This is a genomic window from Massilia eburnea, assembly GCF_009720745.1.
Lineage (GTDB): Bacteria > Pseudomonadota > Gammaproteobacteria > Burkholderiales > Burkholderiaceae_D > Rugamonas > Rugamonas eburnea.
Genome location: NZ_WNKX01000009.1, coordinates 162,561 through 183,139 on the forward strand (window position 1 = coordinate 162,561; position 20,579 = coordinate 183,139).

Genomic DNA, 20,579 nt, shown 5'->3' on the forward strand with positions numbered 1-20,579 from the left:
AAAACAATGATCTGAAAAGATCATTCGAATGAAACGCGAGCGCAACGCATGCAGCGAATCCCGCAATGAACGGTGGCGCAAAGGAATACGTCCTACGCAGAATGATCGAGCTAATCAGTCCTCCCCAATTCAACACAAACAACAAGCAGAAGACCAGTAAACATAGGTTGAAGAATATATCGACGCTGCGCATGTTAGTTCGCCCAACGTTGAGTTGAGCGGTGCGCTTTAGCGCGTCCGCTCGAACGAAATGTTATGCGACGCGCGTGAACTTGCCACGAAAGCGCCACTGCTATTGCGTCCGCGATAGCGCCGACGCGAACAGCAGCATACCGCAACTGCCAACCATTGCTGCATAAGGCGGCGCTGCCAGCGGCCCAAATGCCACCGCAAGTCACGCTGGCCGATTTGACGGTGGGCCAAGAGCTAAGCGAAGTGGCAGAAGCGCGCATCAATGTCAAAGTCAAAGCGGGGCATAACGTGCAAAGTAACTGGCTGTCGGAACGCGCAGCGTGAAGGCAGTCCAGCTGACTGCTGTGTTAGCCAGAATAGGGAATTGGCTAGGCGTCATTTTCAGCATAGTAAATAACTCTCTCAAGAGCCTGTTCCAGCGACGGTCTGCTCCCAACGGTATTTTCAATCCAATCTTCTAGTACCTCTCGAATAATAAAAACCTCCAAGAAGTATTCAAGGCCCGGGGCTAGTTGAGCCGCGACCTCTCGAATAGGCTTAGCGGTCATTTCTTCAGGGATGACAACTTGAGCAGCCCGTGACAAGGGAGTGAACGACCCGTCTATTCGCTCAACGAATAACGTCGCATCCTCAGAAAGGTCAGCAAGTCTCTCGACCAATTCGTGAAGGGTCATAGGCTAACGTGCATGATCAGCGGCGCCGTCAGGCGTCCGCTGGATTAGGAGGTTAGGTCGAATCACGAAGCCGCCTCGCCAATTGGTGTAATCGTTGTCGATCTTCAACCCCCAGCGTCTGTGGATCTGGGTTGGCGCAAAAAATTCGAACGCATTCTACACGGGCATCTTCCATCAAATTATCTACATAGTGATTGACCGCGAAGCGGCTCCACTCGGCGTTCGTTACAACTCCGTTTGCCGCGTATTCAATGAATGAGGCAAGCAGCTTCCGATCAATGGGGCGCAGACTCATAACGAACCTAACGAGGCTGTAGAAAAACCCCGATTTGGCGCACAGCAGCGCCCCAAGTCTTGATTCTTCGTTTCAGCTCAGTTGATTTTTTAAACATTCCAGCAGTTTGCCCCAAACGCTGCATTTAAGGCAAGAAAAGGCGAGAAATAGCCTGCTAATTACCTTTCAGACCGCGTAGCCACTCCGCGCAAGTTTTTCTATGTTGTGCACCAGGCAGTAAAGCTGCCATTGCGTGTTCACCTTGGGCTGCCCCCGCAAGGTGAAGCGGTCGAGCCGCTTGTTGAATCGCAGGTTGGCAAAGACCGGCTCCACGGTCGCCATGCGCTGGCTGTATATGGCACGTCCGCGCGGCGTATCGATGGCCTGCCGCATGCGCTGTGTGTAGGTAAGTGGCGATGCCTGGCCCTTTCAGAAGAACGCCACCTGCCGAACCTTAGTTCGCTCCGGATGGCGTAAGCACTTATCCCGCAACGTACATGGCACGCCGCTTTGCTTGGCGCCGGTGAACTTGTGGTGCTGCCTGCCGTTGACGGTGCAGTTCGTGCCGTTGCTATACAAGCGCTCCCCGGCTGGGCAGATGCAGGTATTGGTGCTCTCATCAAGCTGGAAGTCGTCCGGCCGGAAGTGGCCTGCTCGCTTGGTTTGCTGCGCTGCGCGTTTGTCGTAAAGCGGATCGGGTTTATTCTTGTACTTCTCCTGTCCTTTGAAGCGTTCATCGCGGCGGCGCATCAGGCCATCGGCAATCATCGCCGGAATGCCTGCGTTGTGCAGCTCGCGCAGGTTGGCTTCGCTGTGATAGCCCGCATCGGCCGTGATGATGGTTAGCGGGGCACGAAGTGAATCGGTGGCACGGACGGTCGGCATCAGAGCGTTCTGCTCACTGCCCGAACCATGCGCCGCAGCCGCTACGATCACTTGGTACAGGCTGTCGACCGCCGCTACGGCGGTGTAGCCTTAGATGACTCCTTTCGATGTCGCCATTTTGGCGCTTTCGTTATCCGTGACGTTGCTCTTGCGAATGCTGCCTTTGTCGCTTTTTCGCTCTGGCTTTGCAGCGAGAAAAGAGCGGATGCGGTGCGCTTCGCTTTGCAGGCTTTCGATCCGGCGCTGCTGCCTCGCTTGATTCGTGCCTTCGTCATCGGTGGTGAGACGATTGTCCTGGCCTTGGTGCGCCGTTAGCATTTCTTTGACGGCGCGTTCCATTCTCTGTGCGCTGTGTGCCAATTCGGCATGGGTGCCGCTGCGTTGCTTGGATGCGTTGCTAGGTAGCTTTACGCCGTCGATGGCGAACACCTGACGGCCTATCAGTCCTTGGGCATCACAGGTGAGCAGGACTTGTGTGAATAGTTCTGCGATCTGTGAATTCAGCTCGCGGATGAATTTGGCGATGGTGGTGAACTGGGGCGCGCTATCACCGGAGATCGCCATGAACAGCACGTTCTCACGGCAGGCGCGCTCAATGGCGCGGCTGGAGACCATGCCACGGCTGTAGGCAAGGAGGATGATCTTGAGCATGACCGCAGGGTCATAGGCTGGCGCGCCGTTGGCGTCGTTGCGATAGCGCTCGCCTAGCGCCGATAGGTCAAGCTCGTGATCGATGAGGTAGTCCAGAGCGAATTCGAAGCTACCAGGAAGCAGGCGGGCATCTAGGACGATGGGGAGGAATCTCGGACAGCGGTCAACAACCTTGTAGCGCGCCATTGCAAGCTCCATGAATTGCATGGGGGGTTCAACGCGCTAGCTTGGCTTGTCGTTTACTTGAGGACTAAAAATACAGCCTCAACGTGCGTGCTCAGCGGCGGCGAAGCCGTCCGCTGGAGCGAATGGTTGGACCGATATGCGACAGTGCAAGAGAGCGACCTTAGTGATCATGAACCAGTGACCAAATGACGTACATTAACGTTTGACACGATTCCTCAGACTCAACCCAAACTACGCAGGCGTCTTCCTCTGTGTCACCGAACTGCAATTCGTCGGCGAGTTCCGGGTGATATTTCGCGACAACGCTAGCTATTACATTAGCCCACCCGTATCCATCTGGCTCAACGCCAAGCGCCTCAATCTTTTGATTTGCTTCATCGAACAATTCATCGGACGGCTCAAATTCGATTTGCCACGACAACGGTATATCTCTGCCCTTGTAGCTAGTTCCGCCTATTACCGTTAAGAGAAGCGGAGACCATCGTTCATCTTCCCACATCTCCTCGGCAGCTACGATTTCGGAGATGTTCTTTGGAATGGCCCAGTCAAGTTTCGCGATTTGCATAGTTGATCTAGTTAGCGGAAGAAGTCCAACGTGCACGATAACCGGCGACTGTAGCGCGCAGCGCGTAAGCCGTCCGGTTGATTAAGAGGTTGGGCATGAAGTAGTTAGTCAAAGTGCTGCTCCACCACTTTATCGGATCGACGCCAGAAGAATACTCCGATTGCAATAGACACCGGAAGGCCCACGAGAAGCAGGCGAGGATCACCCAGAATTCCAAGTAGCCGCCCAATAGCGCCCGCAAAAAGCGCGCCCCAAAAAATGCTTGCCAACAGAGTCAAGCAGCACCGCACGAACCAGCGCCGGTGGCGCAGCCCAACGAAAGGTAACACAATCAAAGCTGCCACCAGGGCCCAATCATTCCACTTCATTATTCAGCCCAACGTGCGGGTTAAGCGGCGCCGGCACGGCGTCCGCTTGAATTAAGTGTTAGGCCGAAATGTATCATGGCTCAAGCCCCGTAAGAAGAAGGCGAAACCGATTTGGGTTCGGAAGGAAGTTCCCATACAAAATACCATTCGCAGGTTTCGCCATCCTCGTCTTTGAACTCGTGTTTGAGCGTCCAGCCCAAATCAAGCAGCGCCTGGGCGCGCACAGGTCCATGTGCTTTAGCTTCTCGTGGAGTTGGCGTATGCATCGAGTCTAACGTGAAGTGGACGTCAAATTGACGTTTTTGCAAATTTTATCACGACGCCTAATATCAACGAGATGCTGCCGCTCTAACGCTCGCTCGCGATTCTGCGGAATAAAACTGCCTAACGTTCGCAAAGAAGATTCGTGGTGAATTCTCGCGGCGCCGCGCTCAGGAGGCCTCCGTCTACCGGACAGACAGCTGCCGCCACATGTGGACTTTGGCCTTGTAAGCATCAGGGGTCCGCATCGCCATTGGCTCTACGCCAAAGCTGTGGAAGCCTGCGGCCTCGTATAGCGCAATGGCCGCGGCATTTCCTTCGGTGACCGTCAATGTGACGACTTCAATGCCAGACCGTTGGCTGGCATAGCCGAGGGCGAGTTCCACCAACTGCCGGCCCAGCCCTTTTCCGCGCCACGCATCCAGCACGTACATGCCAATCAGATGAGCCTTGTGCCTGGTCTTTGGTCTGGTCGAAAACTCCAGCGCAACACAGCCTACCAACTCGCCGCCGGCGAAAGCGCCGAATGCGACGGTATGTGGACTTTTAATTCGTTGCTCCCACCAGGAGAGCGGCAAGCCGGCGCGTTCATCCGGTTCGGAGGTGAAGGCATCCGGTTCGTGCTCGTAGCCGTGCAACATCAGCGCGCGATATTGCGCGGCGTCTTCGGCGCTTAATAGCTGTACTTTGGTTTCCATTCCTTGAATGCCTGGTCGAAGGCGTGCGGGCGCCTGTCGCGAAGGGTGGTCATTACGGCATCCTAAGCGATCGCCTACTTGTTGTACATGTATTGGCGTGACCAGGGTAATGAAGAGGGATGACGTCCGGACTTGCCGCATACGATCTGGTAAAGGCTGATCCAGTCCTGGTCGAATGCATAGGCGCAGCCGGCCAGGTACACATGCCAGATGCGGAAGCGCTTGTCCCCCGCGAGCTCGCGCACCTTCTCTTCGTGTTCTTCAAAATTTTCAGTCCAGATGGCGCAGGTGCGGGCGTAGTGGCGGCGCAGGTTTTCTACGTCGTACGCTTCCAGCTGCCCCTCCTGCATGGCGCGCAGCACCTGGCCGACGTGAGCCAATTCGCCGTGCGGGAAGACATACTTCTCGATGAACTCGCCACCGCCATAAGGTGTTTCGCCGTTGTCCGGATCGGTGGACGTGATCCCGTGGTTCATCACCAGTCCGTCGTCGGCCAGCAGCTTGTTGATAATTCCGAAGTACTCCACAAGGTGCTTCACGCCCACATGCTCAAACATGCCGACGCTGGTAATGCGGTCGAAGCTGCCTTTCACGTCGCGGTAATCCTGCAGGCGGATTTCAACCAGATGATCGAGGCCGGCGGCGCGCACGCGTTCCTGCGCCAGCGCGTGCTGGTTTTCGCTCAAAGTGATGCCAACGCAGCGGACACCGTACTTCTGTGCGGCGCGGATCACGAGCGCACCCCAGCCGCAGCCGATATCGAGCAGTGTCTGTCCCGGCTTGAGCTGGATCTTGGCCAGGATGTGGTCGATCTTCTTGATTTGCGCGGTTGCCAGGTCTTCGTCGCCGTTTTCGAAATAGGCGCAGGAATACACCATGTTCGGGTCGAGGAACTGCTGGTAGAACTCGTTGGAGACGTCGTAGTGGTAGCGGATCGCTTCCGCGTCTTCCTTGCGGTTGTGGTGGAATGTTCGCGCAATGCGGGCCAGACTGCCCGTATCTTTCAGCGAACTGCGCGCCAGGGCGTTGACCACCTTGATCATGTCCACCGCGCGCCCGGTCACTTCAATGGCGCCTTCCACATAGGCGGTGCCGAGGCTGGAGAGGGAGGGCTTGAGCAGGTAGCGCGCCGCGGACGGGCTTGGGACGCGGATCGTCACGCGCGGCGCTTCTTGCGAGAAGTCGAAGCTGCGGCCGTTCCACAGTTCTATTCTCAGGGGGAGTGCGACTTGCGGGGCAATGCTGCTGATCCAGCTGTTGATGCGGTTTTGTACAAACATGCGCCTGCCCCTTCCCTGTTACAGGCGGGATCAGGGCTGGATGCGTTCCTTTTTCCAGCTCGAGTCCGCCTGCAGTTCATAGACTATCCTGTCATGGAAGCGCGAGGCGCGCCCTTGCCAGAATTCCACGCGCTCCGGCACCAGGCGGTAACCGCCCCAGTGCTCGGGCCTGTGCGGCTGCTCGCCGCTGGCCGCCTCCACGGCGGCGTACTGCTGTTCCATCTGCTCGCGGCTGGCTACCGGGCGGCTTTGCTGCGAAGCGATCGCCGCCAGCTGGCTCTTTACCGGACGGCTGTAGAAGTACTTGTCGCTGTCTTCCGCCGACGTCTTTTCCACCCGGCCTTCGATCCGCACCTGGCGCTCCAGCTCGGGCCAGAAGAAGAGGATTGCCGCGTGCGGGTTTTCCGCGAGTTGCTGGCCTTTTTGGCTCTGGTAATTGGTGTACCAGGTGAAGCCGCGTTCGTCGTACTGCTTGATCAGCACGATGCGCGAACTGGGGCGGCCGTCGCTGCCCACCGTCGCCACGCTCATCGCGTTAGGCTCGTTCACCTGCGCCTTCATGGCTTCATTGAACCACTTGGCAAACTGCGCAATCGGGTCGGCCAGGGTGTCGGATTCCGACAGGCTGGCGCGGCCATAATCCATGCGCAGGTCCGCCAGGGCGATTCCGCCGGCGATGGCCGCCGGCAGGATGCCGCGGCGCTGCTGCATGGCCTCACCCAGAATCGTCATCTGGGCGGGACTGAGTATCCGTTTGGCCATGGGCGCGATGTGCGCCTCTTCGGTTTCCATATGCGAGGTATAGGCTTGCACGAAGCACTCTACGTCGGCAGCATTCAGGGCTGCGCTGGATCCGTTGGCAATCTTATCAAGTTGCGAATCGAGTATAGCCCAGTCCTGATCCATTTGCTTGTGCTGTGCGAGGATCTGCGGGCAAAGCTGAGCCAGCAGGGCGGCGTCTTCGCCCTGGGCGGCGGCGTTCAGAAGGGGGAAGAGGTCGTTTTCCTCATCCGCGTGGTGCAGGTGGGCGGCCTTGTTGAAGTACTTTTGCACGGCTTGGGCAGCTTGCTGGGCGGCAGCGTCGGCGCCGTGCTGGGGCAGATGGCTCAGCAGGTTCTCCAGGGTCTTCAACTGCTTGCGGATCTTGTCGTGGCAGTGCTTCAGGACGGCGATCGGCTGGTCATAGCCTGGCGCGGTATCGATCAAGGAATTGCTCATGGTGCGGGTCTGGTGGTCTTGGCAAGAGAAAACATTGTAGCCCGGCTCGGCTAAAATAACGGGATGAATTCCCCGCAAATAATTGATCCAGTTCTGGAAGATATCGATTTTGACCGCCGTTTCGGCGGCATTGCCCGCCTGTACGGCGAAAAAGCCTTGACACGTTTCCGTGGAGCACATGTCTGCGTGATTGGTGTGGGCGGGGTGGGCTCGTGGATTGTGGAGGCGTTGGCGCGCTCGGCGATCGGCAAGCTGACGCTGATTGACCTGGATAACGTGGCTGAGTCGAACATCAATCGGCAGATCCAGGCGCTGTCTGGCACGATCGGCATGGCCAAGATTTCGGCGCTGGCGGAGCGGATCAAGCAGATCAATCCCTTCTGCGAGGTGGTGCAGGTGGAGGATTTCATCACGCCCGATAACCTGGATGAGATGGTGGGGGCGCATCACTTTGATTATGTGGTGGATGCGATTGATTCGGCCCAGTCGAAGACAGCGCTGATCCACTATTGCCGGACCAGGCAGATTCCTTTGATCGTGATCGGGAGCGCTGGCGGGCAGACGGATCCTACGCGGATTGAGGTGCGGGATTTGTCCAAGACGGAGCAGGAGCCTTTGCTGAAGAAGGTGCGGCGCCGCTTGCGCAGCCAGTTTAACTATCCGCCGAATTCGAAGAATAAGCTGGGGGTGGACGCGGTGTTCTCTATGGAGCCGCTGAAGTTTCCCGAATCGGGTGAGGCTTGTTCCGTTGATGGGGATGAGAAGAAGGCAGGTGTTACTGGGATCAACTGCGCGGGGTTTGGCTCTGCGATGGTGGTGACGGCGACGTTCGGGATGGTGGCGGCGGGGCATTTGCTGCGGAAGTTGGCTGAGCAGACTGAAACCGGTAAACCAGTGTCAGACACGAGTGTCTGACACTGGTTACCGGGTTTGCGCGATTGGCAAGTAACGCCCATCGGACATTGACTCGACCAGCGAGAGTCCGGAAACATTCCACACCACCGGTTCAAAGCCAAACTCCCCTGGCGCCTCGTTCGCCTCCCGTGCCAAAGTGATATGCGGCCTGAACTCCCCATGCGTCGCCGCGCTGAAGCCGGCCGCAACCAGCCGTTCCATCAGACCGGACTGCAATGCCAATAACGCAGCCGGCGGCGCACTCGGCCCTGCCCAGGCAATCTGCGGCCGCTTGAAATACCCATAACAATCGATCGACAGCCGCAATGCAACAGCCGGCATCCCCTCCAGAATCTCCAGCAACACCGGCAGCGACTGCGCCGGTTGCCGCCCCAGAAACGCCATGGTCAGGTGCAGTTTCTCTGGAGGAATCAGCCTCCCGCGCACCGCTTGCTGCAAGCGCACCAAGGCCTGCCGCGCCGCAGGATCCGGCCACAACGCAAAAAACAGTTTATGCGCGGGTTGATTTGCTATCATGTCAGCCGCCTTAACACCACGTAGAAAATATACATGAAACGCACTTCGATCCTGTTCGCATTCCTGTGCGCTGCCGCTGGCGTGGCGCAAGCTCAAGACACCACCCAAGCCCCAGCCCAGGCTCAGCCGGCCGCTTCGACCGAGCAGCCTGCACCGATTGTGCCGGGCTCCGCCCAGCCGGGTCCTGCCGCTGAAAAGCTGATCGTCATCGATACCAAGATCGGCAAGGGCGCGGAAGCCAACGTCGGCAATACCGTCTACATGCACTACACCGGCTGGCTGTACCGTCCGCTGGCCAAGAACCACCACGGCCGCCAGTTCGACAGCTCGATACCGCGCGGCGAGCCGCTGGACTTCCAGATCGGCACCGGCCGCGTCATCAAGGGCTGGGACCAGGGCATCGTTGGCATGAAGGTGGGCGGCAAGCGCACCCTGATCATCCCGGCGGACATGGCTTACGGTCCAAAGGCCCAGCCAGGCATCCCGGCCAACTCGGCGCTGATCTTCGACGTCGAGCTGATGGATGTAAAGTAAGTCAGCGGTAGTCTTCGGCCGTCAGGCCGTACTTCTGCATCTTGTGGTACAGGGTCTGTTTCGGCAGGCCCAGCGCGGTGCATGCCGCGGCCACACTGCCGCCGGAAGCGCGCAGCGCTTGTTCGATCAGCATGCGCTCGAAGGCGCCGACCTGGTCAGCCAGCGTCGCCGGCGCCGCGCTTTCCGCGCTGGCGGACAGCCCCAGCACAAAGCGGTCGGCGGCATTGCGCAGTTCACGCACATTGCCGGGCCAGTCCTGCGCCATCAGCTGTTGCATTTGCGCGGCCGGCACTTGCGGGCAAGGGCGCTTGTAGCGCGCCGCCGCGTCCAGCATGAAGTGCTCGAACAGCAGCGGAATGTCTTCGCGCCGTTCGCGCAGGGGCGGGATGTGCAGCACGATCAGGTTCAGCCGGTAATACAGGTCGGGGCGGAATTTGCCTTCGTCCGAAAAATCCTTCAAGTCTTCCTTGGATGCGGCAATCACGCGCACGTTCAGCGGCACCGGCGTGTTCGAGCCCAGGCGCTGGATCGAGCGCTCCTGCAGCACGCGCAGCAGCTTGACCTGCATCGCCAGCGGCAGGCTTTCAATCTCGTCCAGGAACAGGGTGCCGCGGTCGGCATGTTCGATCTTGCCCACCTGGCGCTTGGCCGCGCCGGTAAAAGCGCCTTGCTCGTGACCGAACAGCTCGCTCTCGAAAATAGTCTCCGGGATGGCGCCGCAATTGACGGGCACGTAGTTGTATTTGCTACGCTCGCTGAACTGGTGCAGGCAGCGCGCCACCAGTTCCTTGCCGGTACCGGTTTCGCCGTAGATCAATACGTCGGCCGGCTGGCTGGCCACGTCCAGGATCACGCGCCGCAGGGCTTGCATGGCGGGCGTGTTGCCCAGCAGGCAGGCGTCGATGCCTTCACTGTGTTCGAGTTTCTGGCGCAGGGCGCGCACTTCCAGCTGCAGGCGGCGCTTGTCGGCGGCGCGCCGCACTACCTCGGCCAGCTGCTCGGAAGAGTAGGGCTTTTCCAGGAAATCATAAGCGCCGTCGTGCATGGCTTGCACCGCCATGGAGATGTCGCCGTGGCCGGTGACCAGGATCACCGGCAGGTCGGGATCGATGGCGCGTGCGGCAGCCAGCAGGTCCAGGCCGCTCATGCCGGGCAGTCGCACGTCGCTGACCAGGACGGCTGCGCTGTTTGCTTTCAGTTGTTGGGCTACCGGCTCGGCGCTTTCATAGCTGCTTACCGTGAAATCGGCCAGCTCCAGTGCCTGCTCGCTGCCGGCGCGCACGGTCGGGTCGTCTTCCACCAGCAGCACTTGTATGTCGTTCATGATGTCTCCTGCGCGGCTTTTAATTCAATCACGAAGCAGGCGCCGGCGCTCGCCTGTTCCGCTTTCAAGCTTCCGCCGAAATCGCGGATGATTTGTTCTGAGATGGCAAGGCCGAGGCCGAGGCCTTCGCCCTGCGGTTTGGACGTGTAGAAGGGTTCGAACAGGCGTTCGCGCGCTTCGTCGGTCAGGCCGGGGCCGCTGTCGCACACACGGATCAGCACGCGCTCGCCCTTGCTGCTCACGGTCAGGTGCAGCTCGCGCACTGCGCAGCCGGCCATGGAGTCGATGGCATTGGTCATCAGGTTGAGCAGCACTTGCTCCAGCCGGTTGCTGTCGCACAGGGCGTAGATGTCGGCCTGGTCGATGCGCAGCTGGAAGCTGATCTTCTCCAGCTGCAGGCGGCGTTCCACCAGCACCAGGGCGTTGGAGACCGAGGTGTGGATCGACACAGGACCCAGCTCCGCATTCGATTTGCGGGCGAAGCCTTTCAGCTTGCCGGTGATGGTGCCCATGCGCGCCACCACCTGCGAAATGGTCTTCAGGTTGTTGCGCACATCGTCCATGCGGCCGCGTTCGAACAGCAGCACGGCATTGTCGGACATGGTGCGCAGCGCCGTCAGCGGCTGGTTCAGTTCGTGCGTGATGCTGGCCGACATCTGACCCAGCACGGCGAGCTTACCGGCCTGGAACAGCTCGCTCTGCGTGATCTGCAGCTGCTGCTCGGCCTGGCGGCGCACATCCACTTCCTTGCTCAGGTCCTCGGTCATGCGCGCCAGGCTGGCGGTACGCTCGGCCACCATGCGTTCCAGTTCTTCCTTGGAGCGCAGGCGCTGGCGCCAGTACATGAACAGCAGGATCAGGAAGCCATAGCCCAGCAGCGCGAACAGGAAGGCCAGGCTGGCGTTGCCGCGCGCCGAATTCAGGTCGGACAGGTAGATGAAGGTCCAATCGCGGGGGGAAAGGGAACGGGTCTGCGTCAGCATCAGTGGCGGCATGCCTGTATGGCGCACGGCGCCGTCACGAATGGCCAGCAGGCGGTCGCCGTTGGCCAGCGCCTCGTCATGCGCCAGGGTCAAGGCAGGCAGCGGCTCCCCGAAATACTGGCGGGTCTGTGCCAGCTCGGCGCGCGCGCTGGCCGTGAGCGGCTTCAAGGTCTTGAATTTCCATTCCGGTTCGGAGCTCAGGAAGACCACCCCGTTCGCATCCACCAGCGCAACCTTGTCGTCACCCTGGGTCCAGCTCAGCTGCTGGCTTTCGATGCTGACCTTGATCGCTGCCACGCCCAGCATGCGGCCATCCTTGTAGATGCCATGGGCGTAGAAGTAGCCGGGCTCGCGGCTGGTGGTGCCCACGCCGTAAAAGCCGCCGGGGCGGCCGCGCAGCGCATTGCGGATATACGGCCGGAAGTTGACGTCGTCGCCGATAAAGCTGTCCGGCTGGCGCCAGTTGCTGGCGGCCTGGGTACGGCCTTGCAGGTTGACGATGTAGATATTGCTGGACTCGGCCTTCTTGTTCAGCCCTTCCAGGTACTCGTTGACGGCGTTGCGCGCATCTTCGTCGCCGGGATGTTCCAGCAGCTGGATCACATCCTTGTCCAGCTCCAGCATGCGCGGCACCAGGTCGTACTTGTCGAGCAGGTTTTCCAGGCTGGTGGCGTACACCTCCAGCCGCTGGGCGCCTGCAGCGCGCAAATGCTCGGCGCTGAGCTGGTGGGCCCACCAATAGGCGAGGTAAGGCAGCGCCAGGCCCGCCAGCAGCACGAGTCCGAGCAGGGTACGGACGTGCGGCTGCGGGCGCGGCTGCGCCTGGAATGGTGCGGAGGATTCTGTTTGGGCTGGCATCAAGGCCAACTATAGCAAACCTCGGTTACAGCAAGTGACGCAACCCCAGGTTAAAAGCGGAATGGCCTTTGCCGTCGTCGGTAGCGTTGCCGACCGTGAAGGGAGCGCCGTTGCGGCCGTTGATACGGGCGAAGGCAGTGTACAGGTCGGTGCGCTTGGACAAGGCGTACAGGTAGGCGACGCCGTATTGGCGCGCATCCTGGTTGGCCGGGCTGCGGTCCAGGTGCTGCACCACGGAGCCGGCAAAGCTGTGCGGGCCGAAATTGGCGCACAGGCCCAGCACCACGTCGCGGCTGGATGCGCCGGGTGTGCCGACGGTGGCGTTGGTGATGACGGTGGTCGCAGTGGTGATCGTCCCGGAGCCGCCACCGGCCAGCAGGCTGGTGCCGCCGCCGCCTACCGTGCCCATGCCGCGGTTGTCGGCGAAGGCAGCGTGCAGGGTGTAATTACCCAGCTTGTAGCGCGCCGCCAGCAAGGTGTTGTAGGCATGCTGTGCGGCGGTGGCGCTTTCGCGGCGGAAGTGCGCCAGGCCCACATTCAGCGGTCCCTGTTCGTAGTTGATGGCGCCGCTCAGGGCGCGCTTGCGGGTCATGTCGCCTGCCACTTCGCCGGCGCTGTAAGCCAGTCCGGCCGACCAGCCAGCCAGCGTTGGCGAAGCGTAGACCAGCGAGTTGTCCATGCGGCGGTTGGGCACCATCAGGTTGGGCGCCTGGCCTGCCAGGCCGTCGCTGAACGGGTCGCCGATATCGCGCAGCAGCTTGTAGTAAGGCGAATACTGGCGGCCGGCGCTGATGGTGCCGAGCGTGTTGCTGCTCAAAGATACGAACGACTGGCGGCCGAAAGTCAGTCCGCCCTGGCCGGATGCGCCGGTGTCGATGCCGAAGCCGCTTTCGACCACGAAGCCGGCCGACAGGCCATTGCCCAGGTCTTCGGTACCTTTGAAGCCGAGCCGCGAGCCGGAGGCGACGCCGCTGCTCACATTGCTGGTATTGCCGGCGGGCGTGCCGCGTTCCAGCACCAGGCCGGCGTCCACCACGCCGTAGATTGCCACGTTGGATTGGGCATGCGCGCTGCAGCAAGCCAGGGCCAGCAGGGTTGCGGTAGTGTATTTCATGTGGTTCTCCTGTGATTGTGTTTTCTTATGCGGCACGGATATAGGTGTGCTCGTCGGTTTCTGCTTCCTCGCCCAATGCGCCTTCCCACTTGGCGACCACGGCGGTGGCAACGGCGTTGCCGACGGCATTGGTGGCGGAACGGCCCATGTCGAGGAATTGATCCACGCCCATCAGCAGCAGCAGGCCGGCTTCGGGAATGTGGAATTGGGTCAGGGTGGCGGCAATCACCACCAGCGAAGCACGCGGCACGCCGGCCATGCCTTTCGAGGTCAGCATCAACAGCAGCAGCATGGTGATCTGGGTGCCCAGCGAGAGATCGATGCCGTAGGCCTGGGCGATGAACAGCACGGCGAAGGTGCAATACATCATCGAGCCGTCCAGGTTGAAGGAATAGCCCATCGGCAGCACGAAGCTGGAGATACGGCGCTGCACGCCGAACTTGTCCAGCGCCACCAGCAGTTTTGGATAGGCCGCTTCCGAGCTGGCGGTGGAAAAGGCCAGCAGGAATGGTTCGCGGATCAGGCCCACCAGGCGCAGCACGCGCGGACCCAGCACGGCGAAACCGGCGCCGATCAGCAAGACCCACAGGCAGAACAGGCCCAGATAGAAGCCGCCCATGAACTTGGCGAAGGTGGCCAGGATGCCCAGGCCATTGGTGGTCACCACCGAAGCCATGGCGGCAAACACTGCCAGCGGCGCCAGGCTCATGATGGCGCCAGTCATGCGCAGCATCACTTGCGCCAGCTGGTCGATCACGTCCAGCAGCTTCTTGCCGGATTCGCCCAGCGCGCCCAGCGCGGAGCCGAAGAAGATGGAGAACACCAGCACCTGCAGGATTTCGTTATTGGCCATGGCCTCGATCGGCGACTTCGGCACCACGTGGCTGACGAAGTCTTTCAGCGTGAAGGCGGAGGTCTTCAGGCCGGTGCTGGCGTCGATGGCTGGCAGCGGCAGGCCGAGGTGGGTGCCCAGCTGCATCAGGTTCGACAGCAGCATGCCCAGGGCCAGCGAACACAGCGAGGCGACGATGAACCAGGCAAAGGCCTTGGCGCCGATGCGGCCGGCGGCCTTGCCATCGCTCAGGTTGGCGATGCCGGTGGTCAGGGTGGAGAACACCAGCAGCGCGATGATCATCTTGATCAGGCGCAGGAAGATGTCGGTCACCAGCGAGATGTGGGCCGAAATGTCGGCGGTGAGTTTTTTGTCAGGGAATACCGTGTTGCAGGCGTAGCCGACGGCGATGCCAAGCAGCATCGCGAACAGGATGTATAGGGTGAGGGGGCGCTTCTTTTGCATACCGGTCTCCGTTGTTGTCAGGTCCCCGCGCGTCAGGCGGGGTCCGGACACATCAGCAAGCGCTGTGCCTGCTGTGCGGATTCCGGTAAGTTGTTGATTTATAACATGGTCGCTGCGTTAATCAATGCTAACGAGCAACAAGGCCGTCCCAAATATTGGACGGCCTGGGTAGGTGATTATGGGTTTTTGGACTTAGTGCTTGTGGCCGTGGTCATGGCCATGTTCATGGTCATGATCGTGCCCGCATGTGGCGCCGCTCACGCTTTCCTGCGCATGGCTATGGCCGTGCAGGCTGCACTCGTGCTGGGTGGTGCCTTGTTCGGATTGCAAGGTTGTGTGTTGAATACCGAACTGCTCCTTCAGCCCGCGCGCAATCGCATCGATCGCCTCGTCGCCGGGATAACCGCCCGGCATCACGAGATGGCAAGTCAGCGCCACGTCGGTGGTGGACATCGACCAGATATGCAGGTCATGCACACCGCTGACGCCCGGACGGGCCAGCAGGAAGATTTCCACTTCGGTTGCATCCACATTGCCGGGCACGGCGCCCAGCGTCATATCGAGCGCCTCGCGCAGCAGCGACCAGGTGCTCTTCATGATCAGCACCACGATGAGCAGCGACACAGCGGGGTCGATCCACGCCCAGCCGGTATAGGACACCAGCAAACCGGCAACCAGCACGCCCAGCGAAATCGCCGCATCGGCCGCCAGGTGCAGGTAGGCGCCGCGGATATTGATGTCATCCTTGCTGCCGCTCATGAACAGCCAGGCCGAGATGCCGTTGACAGCGATGCCGATGCCTGCCACCACCGACACGGTCAGCCCTTGCACAGGATGCGGCGCCAGCAACTGTTCGACCGCGCCCCAGGCGATGGCCCCGGTCGCCGCCATCAGCAGCATGCCGTTGAACAGCGCGGCCAGGATCGAGCTGCTGCGCAGGCCGTAGGTATAGCGGCCGGAAGGCTGGCGCTTGGCCAGCATGGCCGCGCCCCAGGCGAGCATCAGTCCCAGCACGTCGGACAGGTTATGTCCCGCGTCGGCCATCAGCGCCGTGGAATTGGCCAGGAAGCCGTAGAAGAACTCGATGGCGACGAACACCGCATTCAGCGTGATCGCAATGGCGAAGGCGCGCCCGTGGCCGGGGTCGCCATGATGGTGGTGATGGTGGCCGTGATCGTGGCCATGGCCGTGATGGTGGTGCGCGCTCATTGTTCGTTACCGTTGGATGGTTCTGCGATGTGCTCCAGCATATCGCGCAGGACACCGCTGATATGGGCATCGGCAGTGGAATAGAAGACTTGCTTGCCCTGGCGTTCGGACTTGACGATACGCGCCCCGCGCAGCAGGCGCAGGTGGTGGCTGACCAGGGAGGAGCTCAGTTGCAGCGAGCCGGCGATGTCGCTCACCGCGATCGGCCGTTCCAGGCAGGCCAGCACGATACGCAGTCGGGTTGGGTCGCCCAGCAGGTGGAACAAATCCGCCAGTTCGGCGACGGAAGCGTCGTTGTCAGGATAGATAGCCATGGCAAAACAAGTGAATAGGTATTCATATGTTAGCACAAACCGGTAAACCAGGGTCAGACCCAAGCCGGGTGGCCGTCTCGTCTGACCCGCATAAGCGAAGTGAGCGGCTTAAAAATATGGTTGGCCGGCGAGCAGGCGGGTCTGACCCTTGGGTCAGACCCTGGTTTACCGGGTTAACTCAGCTTCAAAGGCAGCGCGGGTCTTGGCATCGAGAGTCTGCAGCGCACGTTCCAGCTTTGCTGGCGGGATACCCGCGGGCTTGCTGAAAATGGCCTGCCCGATCAGCACCAGCGCAGCAGTGAGCACCGCCACGCCGGCCGCTGCAGCCAGCAGGCGCAGTTCGCGCCGCGAGAACGGTTCGTGAGAGGTAGGGATAGGACGGGCGCCCGGTGGCGGCACGTAAGCGGCGCCGGTCGCCGCAGCCGGCGCATGCGCACCATCCAGCCGCGCCAGGTGCCGTTCGACCGCCTCCTCCAGCACAGCCTCATTCAGCGCCACCAGCGCAAAAATCGGATCATCGACATCCACCTTGATGCCGGTCTTTTCAAACACATGCAAGCGCAGCTTCTGCGGATCGAGGGCCATTACCAGTTCACCAGGTCGAGTTGTTCGAACAGGTCGCGGAACACGACCTTGATGCGCTGCTTTTCCATCACATTGAATTTATCGCTGGCCTTCACTTCATCCACCGTCAAGCGGCCGGTATTCATCTTCTTCACGTCGGCGCCGAAAGTATCGGCATTGCGCGCGCTCAGCACCACGCGCCCGCGCACGCGCTGCGAGTTGTCCGAATAGGTCTGCGATTCGAGGAAGGATTTGCCGGATGCCGATTGCAGCAGCCCGAAATGCTCGTTCTCCCACAGCACCAGCGGCACCTGGGTCGATTTGGCGGTCGTCACGAAGCCCATCGCCGTATCGTGCAGCGTATCGCCGCCGCCGACGATGGTGTGGATGTAGACCTTGCGCCCCGACTCTTCCAGCAGGTTGAAGCAGTCGTTCTCAATCAGGTAGGCCATCAGCGGCGAGAAGGTGTTGGCGCCGTTGTCGATCACGCAGTTGCCGTCTTCTTCCAGGATGTCGATCATCAGCGCGTCAAAGCGCTTGGGGTCGATGGTGCGCGATTCGGTCATCACCGGCACATGCTTCACGTCCAGCGCCTTGTAGCGCGAGAAGGTGGTGTTTTCCTGGTCGGTGTCGTAACAGCGCAGCGGGGTCTCGCTCTTGGCTTGCAGCCATTGCGCGAGAATGGTCGATACATACGTCTTGCCGATACCGCCCTTGCCTTGCAGGACGAAGTGAACCGTGTTTTGCATTGATGCTCCTGTTATCAGTGGCAGTTGGCCGCGCCGCTGTCGCTGGCCTCCCGCTGCGGGTTGTCCGGTTCGGCCTTGGCTTCGACCGCCAGGAACTCCCATTCGTAGCTGTTTTCCTTCAATACCAGTTTCAGCACACCGGTGCGCCAGTTGGAGCGGACCTCGCTCTGGTCGTTAAGCCAGAGGAAGGGCGTGAGGAAGGCGCCGCCGGTGCCGACCACGAACTGGCGCACTCCGCGGGCCGCATCGGGCTGGCCGTCGGCATTCATCGGCGCCAGGCGCTCGTAGTCGTGATCGTGCCCGGACAGCACCAGCTCGACGCCGGTTTCCTGCAAGGCGCGCCACACGTCCTGCATCTTCCTGGTCGGGGTGTGCCCGCCAGAACTATACATGGGCGCGTGCCAGTAGGCGAGGGTGCAGCGCGCCTTGCTGCCGGCCAGGTCGTCTTTCAGCCACACGAGCTGCTGCTGGTGCTCGGCGGCGTTCAGGTGGCTGTTGAGGGAGATGAAGTGCCAGCCTCCCTTGTCGAAACTGTAATAGCCCCGGCCGCGCGGGCCAGCCAGTTCGCCGAAGTAGTCGAAATAGCCGGCCGCTTTGCCGCCGGTGTATTCGTGGTTGCCGGGCGTGGGGCGGGTGCGTTCCTTGAACTGGCCCCAGGTGGGGGCGTAGCAGTCGCGGAATTCGGCTGGCGTGCCGTTCGGATAAGTGTGGTCGCCGAGGGAGAGGACCAGGGCGTTCGGGTCGCCCCTGGCGATGATGGCGGCGGTTTCGGCGGCGCCGGAGTTGGCGGCGCGGTTGTAGCGGCAGTCGGCGATGTCGCCTGCGGCGTACACCGTCAGCGGACGGGCAGGGCGCGCAGCGCTTGCTGCGGCTCCCTCTGCGGCGGGCGCGCTTGCGGCGGCGAGGGCGGCGGCTGCGGCCAGCCAAGGTAGAATGCGTCTTTTCATTGGCACCATTCGAACAGGCATGCGAGTTTCACCATCCAGCGAGCAGGAAGCGATCCTGAATTCCCGCGCCCAGACCTTGATGATCGAGGCGCGCGCCGGGACTGGCAAGACTACCACGCTGTCCATGCTGGCGGCACGGGAACCGGGAGTCGTCCTCGGTTTGTGCTTTTCGGAAGGTGCGCGCCAGCGCTTCTACGAGAAGCTGGCGCTGGAATGCCCGGAGCGCAAGGTGCAGGTGCTGACGGTGGAGGCGCTGGCCCGCTCGCAGCTGACCCGCATCGCGGAACACGGCAACTGGCTGGACTTGCCCGAGCGCTGGTCCAGCCTGGAACAGATGCGCCCCATGCTGGTGGCCGCAGCCAACACGGTCTGGCAGCGTCACGAGGGCCGCTACACCGAATTCGATTTCGATTTCGAGCGCAGCACCCAGCGTGTGGAAATGATGCTGCAGCTTCTGGCGCAGATGAAGGCTACCCTGGCTACGCTGCGCTTCGAGGATGAAGTGTTCGACTATTTCACCTTTGACGAATTGTGCAACCAGTTCCAGCTGGAAGACCGCGAGATCGTTGAAATCTTCCACGAATTCGAGCGCCGCCGCCAGCCGCAAGCCGGCCATATCCTGTGGCAGGCGCCGGTCGATTACGCGACCGACCTGGTCTCCATCCTGCGCCGCTTCCCCGAAGCCGTGCACGATATGCCGCAGGCGAACCTGCTGCTGGTCGACGAATGGCACGACGTGAACGCCGCCGAATTCGAGCTGCTGCAGCTGTTCCGCCGCCATGCGCGGCTGGTGGTGGTGGGCGACCGCCACCAGGTGATCAACGCCGAACGCGGCGCCGATCCGCGTTTTTCGGGCGGCGGTTTCGAGCTGGCTTTCCCGGACGCTGAACGCCTGCCGCTGTCGCAATCGCGCCGCTGCGGCGTATCGCTGAAAAAGCTGCTGGAGCGGGCGCTGCCGAAGTGCGGCTTCGACTCGCACCCGGACACCTATTCCGAAGTGCGCCACGTGGAATACGACCAGGCCGGCCCGCAAGCCTGCGCCCAGGCCGTCGTCGCCAAGGCCAAAGAGCTGGCGCTGGGCCCAGATCTCGCCATCATCCTGCGCGAAGTGGACCAGAGCGTCGAGATCGAAAACGCCCTGCTGGATGCGGGCCTGCCCTACAACTGCGACGGTTTCGCCTCCTACCTCAAGCGCCCGGAAATCATGGCCCTGCGCGCGCTGCTGCACGTTGCCAGCGGCGACTACAGCACGCTGAAGGCGGACAAGGAAAGCTGCGAGCTGATGGTCGACGGCCTGCAAACCTATTTCGCCGTCTCCGGCGACCGCCGCGACTACGAGTCCAGCCACGGCATCTACGGCTCCGGCGACGCCTACCAGCAGCAGAAGGACGCCGTGGTGCGCGACCCGGAAACCCTGGAATTCATGTTCAGCGGCCTGCTGTGCGCCGAGCAGCACTACGACAGCGGCGCCACCCGGCGCTGGAAGCAGCGCCTGGCCGAGGTGCTGGCGCAGATGAAGGCGCAGGCCGCGACAGCCAGCGCCGCGCAATTGCTGCAGCTGGCCAGCAGCGGCCTTGACCTGCCGGCCGCCACCCGCCGCACCTTCGTCAACCGCGCCCACGCCGACTCCGTGCTGCGCACCCTGCGCGCCTTCATGGATTTCGCCAACCGCCAGGGCGACGCCAAAGCGCCGGCTTTCCTCGAAGAGCTGCGCCGCCGCCAGGTGGCCACGCGCGGCAAGCCGGGCGCACGCGGCGGCGCCGCCAAAGTGCTGGCGCTGGCGACCGTGCAGTCGGCAAAGGGAAGGGAATGGCAGCACGTGCTGCTGCCGTATATGGAAGAAGGCCAGTTCCCGCGCGCCACCCGCAATGGGGAGGAATTCGCCGAGGAACGGCGCTACCTGTACGTCGCAATCAGCCGCGCCATTCGCGGCCTGACCCTGTTCGAGCCGGCCGCGGCGGAGCGCCGCAGCCGCCTCCTGTCGTAGTTGGGGCAGACCCTCG

General features: G+C 61.4%; 21 protein-coding genes and 1 pseudogene. 4 read left to right on the forward strand and 18 right to left on the reverse strand.

The features are described 5' to 3' along the window. Positions 1 to 381 precede the first annotated feature (381 nt). A complete protein-coding gene (locus GM658_RS29535) occupies positions 382 to 516 on the forward strand; it encodes a hypothetical protein (protein ID WP_267874977.1) in 135 nt (44 codons plus the stop codon). A 44-nt stretch (positions 517 to 560) separates the two neighbouring features. Here the strand turns inward: GM658_RS29535 and GM658_RS28880 are convergent, their stop codons facing one another. The 8 genes and pseudogenes from GM658_RS28880 to pdxH form a co-directional block, all read right to left on the reverse strand. Then, positions 561 to 866, reverse strand: coding sequence for a hypothetical protein (locus tag GM658_RS28880; protein WP_170298799.1), 306 nt, complete (start codon positions 864 to 866; stop codon positions 561 to 563). Positions 867 to 1,326: 460 nt separating this feature from the next. Further along, positions 1,327 to 1,533, reverse strand: coding sequence for a transposase (locus tag GM658_RS29315; RefSeq protein WP_229416900.1), 207 nt, complete (start codon positions 1,531 to 1,533; stop codon positions 1,327 to 1,329). A 36-nt stretch (positions 1,534 to 1,569) separates the two neighbouring features. Further along, positions 1,570 to 2,103 (reverse strand): annotated as a pseudogene (locus GM658_RS29320) (IS1182 family transposase); the annotation flags it as partial. A 12-nt stretch (positions 2,104 to 2,115) separates the two neighbouring features. Beyond that, complete coding sequence (locus GM658_RS29325; protein WP_229416901.1) at positions 2,116 to 2,862, reverse strand: transposase; 747 nt, start codon at positions 2,860 to 2,862, stop codon at positions 2,116 to 2,118. A gap of 160 nt (positions 2,863 to 3,022) precedes the next feature. Continuing rightward, a complete protein-coding gene (locus GM658_RS14285) occupies positions 3,023 to 3,427 on the reverse strand; it encodes an Imm51 family immunity protein (RefSeq protein WP_155454719.1) in 405 nt (134 codons plus the stop codon). Between the two features lie 814 nt (positions 3,428 to 4,241). Beyond that, positions 4,242 to 4,754 (reverse strand): GNAT family N-acetyltransferase, encoded by a 513-nt coding sequence (locus tag GM658_RS14290; RefSeq protein ID WP_155454720.1) that lies wholly within the window; start codon positions 4,752 to 4,754, stop codon positions 4,242 to 4,244. 74 nt (positions 4,755 to 4,828) lie between these two features. Further along, positions 4,829 to 6,034 carry a class I SAM-dependent methyltransferase gene (locus GM658_RS14295; RefSeq protein WP_155454721.1) on the reverse strand — a complete coding sequence of 402 codons (1,206 nt, stop codon included), beginning with the start codon at positions 6,032 to 6,034 and terminating at the stop codon, positions 4,829 to 4,831. Positions 6,035 to 6,064: 30 nt separating this feature from the next. Further along, on the reverse strand, positions 6,065 to 7,252 hold the full coding sequence (gene pdxH / locus GM658_RS14300) for a pyridoxamine 5'-phosphate oxidase (protein WP_155454722.1): 1,188 nt from the start codon (positions 7,250 to 7,252) through the stop codon (positions 6,065 to 6,067). A 63-nt stretch (positions 7,253 to 7,315) separates the two neighbouring features. Here pdxH and tcdA point away from each other — a divergent pair, with 63 nt between their 5' ends. Next, a complete protein-coding gene (gene tcdA, locus GM658_RS14305; RefSeq protein ID WP_155454723.1) occupies positions 7,316 to 8,167 on the forward strand; it encodes a tRNA cyclic N6-threonylcarbamoyladenosine(37) synthase TcdA in 852 nt (283 codons plus the stop codon). Positions 8,168 to 8,173: 6 nt separating this feature from the next. Here tcdA and thpR read toward each other — a convergent pair whose 3' ends face one another. Beyond that, entirely contained in the window at positions 8,174 to 8,683 is a 510-nt protein-coding gene (gene thpR, locus GM658_RS14310; protein WP_155454724.1) for an RNA 2',3'-cyclic phosphodiesterase, read from the reverse strand. A gap of 33 nt (positions 8,684 to 8,716) precedes the next feature. On the opposite strand from thpR, the gene GM658_RS14315 reads away from it, so the two are divergent. Then, positions 8,717 to 9,217, forward strand: coding sequence for an FKBP-type peptidyl-prolyl cis-trans isomerase (locus tag GM658_RS14315; protein ID WP_155454725.1), 501 nt, complete (start codon positions 8,717 to 8,719; stop codon positions 9,215 to 9,217). 1 nt (position 9,218) lies between these two features. On the opposite strand, the gene GM658_RS14320 is transcribed toward GM658_RS14315, so the two are convergent. The 9 genes from GM658_RS14320 to GM658_RS14360 form a co-directional block, all read right to left on the reverse strand. Continuing rightward, positions 9,219 to 10,541, reverse strand: a complete 1,323-nt coding sequence (locus tag GM658_RS14320; RefSeq protein WP_155454726.1) for a sigma-54-dependent transcriptional regulator — start codon at positions 10,539 to 10,541, stop codon at positions 9,219 to 9,221. Next, positions 10,538 to 12,382 carry a sensor histidine kinase gene (locus GM658_RS29870; protein WP_155454727.1) on the reverse strand — a complete coding sequence of 615 codons (1,845 nt, stop codon included), beginning with the start codon at positions 12,380 to 12,382 and terminating at the stop codon, positions 10,538 to 10,540. The genes GM658_RS14320 and GM658_RS29870 overlap by 4 nt, the downstream gene beginning before the upstream one ends. A 25-nt stretch (positions 12,383 to 12,407) precedes the next feature. Next, positions 12,408 to 13,496 (reverse strand): porin, encoded by a 1,089-nt coding sequence (locus tag GM658_RS14330; protein ID WP_155454728.1) that lies wholly within the window; start codon positions 13,494 to 13,496, stop codon positions 12,408 to 12,410. A 25-nt stretch (positions 13,497 to 13,521) separates the two neighbouring features. After that, entirely contained in the window at positions 13,522 to 14,793 is a 1,272-nt protein-coding gene (locus GM658_RS14335; RefSeq protein WP_155454729.1) for a dicarboxylate/amino acid:cation symporter, read from the reverse strand. A 192-nt stretch (positions 14,794 to 14,985) separates the two neighbouring features. Then, positions 14,986 to 16,002 carry a cation diffusion facilitator family transporter gene (locus GM658_RS14340; protein ID WP_155454730.1) on the reverse strand — a complete coding sequence of 339 codons (1,017 nt, stop codon included), beginning with the start codon at positions 16,000 to 16,002 and terminating at the stop codon, positions 14,986 to 14,988. Continuing rightward, positions 15,999 to 16,316: an ArsR/SmtB family transcription factor gene (locus GM658_RS14345; protein ID WP_155454731.1), complete on the reverse strand. Its 318-nt coding sequence runs from the start codon at positions 16,314 to 16,316 to the stop codon at positions 15,999 to 16,001. Before GM658_RS14345 ends, GM658_RS14340 begins: the two co-directional genes overlap by 4 nt. A gap of 165 nt (positions 16,317 to 16,481) precedes the next feature. Next, complete coding sequence (locus GM658_RS14350) at positions 16,482 to 16,901, reverse strand: hypothetical protein (RefSeq protein ID WP_155454732.1); 420 nt, start codon at positions 16,899 to 16,901, stop codon at positions 16,482 to 16,484. After that, complete coding sequence (locus tag GM658_RS14355; protein ID WP_155454733.1) at positions 16,901 to 17,629, reverse strand: P-loop NTPase family protein; 729 nt, start codon at positions 17,627 to 17,629, stop codon at positions 16,901 to 16,903. Before GM658_RS14355 ends, GM658_RS14350 begins: the two co-directional genes overlap by 1 nt. Positions 17,630 to 17,643: 14 nt before the next feature. Beyond that, positions 17,644 to 18,576: a metallophosphoesterase family protein gene (locus GM658_RS14360; protein ID WP_229416902.1), complete on the reverse strand. Its 933-nt coding sequence runs from the start codon at positions 18,574 to 18,576 to the stop codon at positions 17,644 to 17,646. Positions 18,577 to 18,595: 19 nt separating this feature from the next. Between GM658_RS14360 and GM658_RS14365 the strand changes: the two genes are divergently transcribed. After that, positions 18,596 to 20,563, forward strand: coding sequence for a 3'-5' exonuclease (locus tag GM658_RS14365; RefSeq protein WP_170298800.1), 1,968 nt, complete (start codon positions 18,596 to 18,598; stop codon positions 20,561 to 20,563). Positions 20,564 to 20,579 lie beyond the last annotated feature (16 nt).

Coding starts and splice junctions, on each gene's coding strand:
- GM658_RS29325 (WP_229416901.1), bottom strand. CDS start 2,862: ATGGCGCGCTACAAGGTTGTTGACCGCTGTCCGAGATTCCTCCCCATC.
- GM658_RS14340 (WP_155454730.1), bottom strand. CDS start 16,002: ATGAGCGCGCACCACCATCACGGCCATGGCCACGATCACGGCCACCAT.
- GM658_RS14350 (WP_155454732.1), bottom strand. CDS start 16,901: ATGGCCCTCGATCCGCAGAAGCTGCGCTTGCATGTGTTTGAAAAGACC.
- GM658_RS29315 (WP_229416900.1), bottom strand. CDS start 1,533: ATGCGGCAGGCCATCGATACGCCGCGCGGACGTGCCATATACAGCCAG.
- GM658_RS14365 (WP_170298800.1), top strand. CDS start 18,596: ATGCGAGTTTCACCATCCAGCGAGCAGGAAGCGATCCTGAATTCCCGC.
- GM658_RS29870 (WP_155454727.1), bottom strand. CDS start 12,382: ATGCCAGCCCAAACAGAATCCTCCGCACCATTCCAGGCGCAGCCGCGC.
- GM658_RS14345 (WP_155454731.1), bottom strand. CDS start 16,316: ATGGCTATCTATCCTGACAACGACGCTTCCGTCGCCGAACTGGCGGAT.
- GM658_RS14295 (WP_155454721.1), bottom strand. CDS start 6,034: ATGTTTGTACAAAACCGCATCAACAGCTGGATCAGCAGCATTGCCCCG.
- GM658_RS28880 (WP_170298799.1), bottom strand. CDS start 866: ATGACCCTTCACGAATTGGTCGAGAGACTTGCTGACCTTTCTGAGGAT.
- tcdA (WP_155454723.1), top strand. CDS start 7,316: ATGAATTCCCCGCAAATAATTGATCCAGTTCTGGAAGATATCGATTTT.
- pdxH (WP_155454722.1), bottom strand. CDS start 7,252: ATGAGCAATTCCTTGATCGATACCGCGCCAGGCTATGACCAGCCGATC.
- GM658_RS14330 (WP_155454728.1), bottom strand. CDS start 13,496: ATGAAATACACTACCGCAACCCTGCTGGCCCTGGCTTGCTGCAGCGCG.
- GM658_RS29535 (WP_267874977.1), top strand. CDS start 382: ATGCCACCGCAAGTCACGCTGGCCGATTTGACGGTGGGCCAAGAGCTA.
- GM658_RS14285 (WP_155454719.1), bottom strand. CDS start 3,427: ATGCAAATCGCGAAACTTGACTGGGCCATTCCAAAGAACATCTCCGAA.
- GM658_RS14320 (WP_155454726.1), bottom strand. CDS start 10,541: ATGAACGACATACAAGTGCTGCTGGTGGAAGACGACCCGACCGTGCGC.
- GM658_RS14360 (WP_229416902.1), bottom strand. CDS start 18,576: ATGAAAAGACGCATTCTACCTTGGCTGGCCGCAGCCGCCGCCCTCGCC.
- GM658_RS14290 (WP_155454720.1), bottom strand. CDS start 4,754: ATGGAAACCAAAGTACAGCTATTAAGCGCCGAAGACGCCGCGCAATAT.
- GM658_RS14335 (WP_155454729.1), bottom strand. CDS start 14,793: ATGCAAAAGAAGCGCCCCCTCACCCTATACATCCTGTTCGCGATGCTG.
- GM658_RS14315 (WP_155454725.1), top strand. CDS start 8,717: ATGAAACGCACTTCGATCCTGTTCGCATTCCTGTGCGCTGCCGCTGGC.
- thpR (WP_155454724.1), bottom strand. CDS start 8,683: ATGATAGCAAATCAACCCGCGCATAAACTGTTTTTTGCGTTGTGGCCG.
- GM658_RS14355 (WP_155454733.1), bottom strand. CDS start 17,629: ATGCAAAACACGGTTCACTTCGTCCTGCAAGGCAAGGGCGGTATCGGC.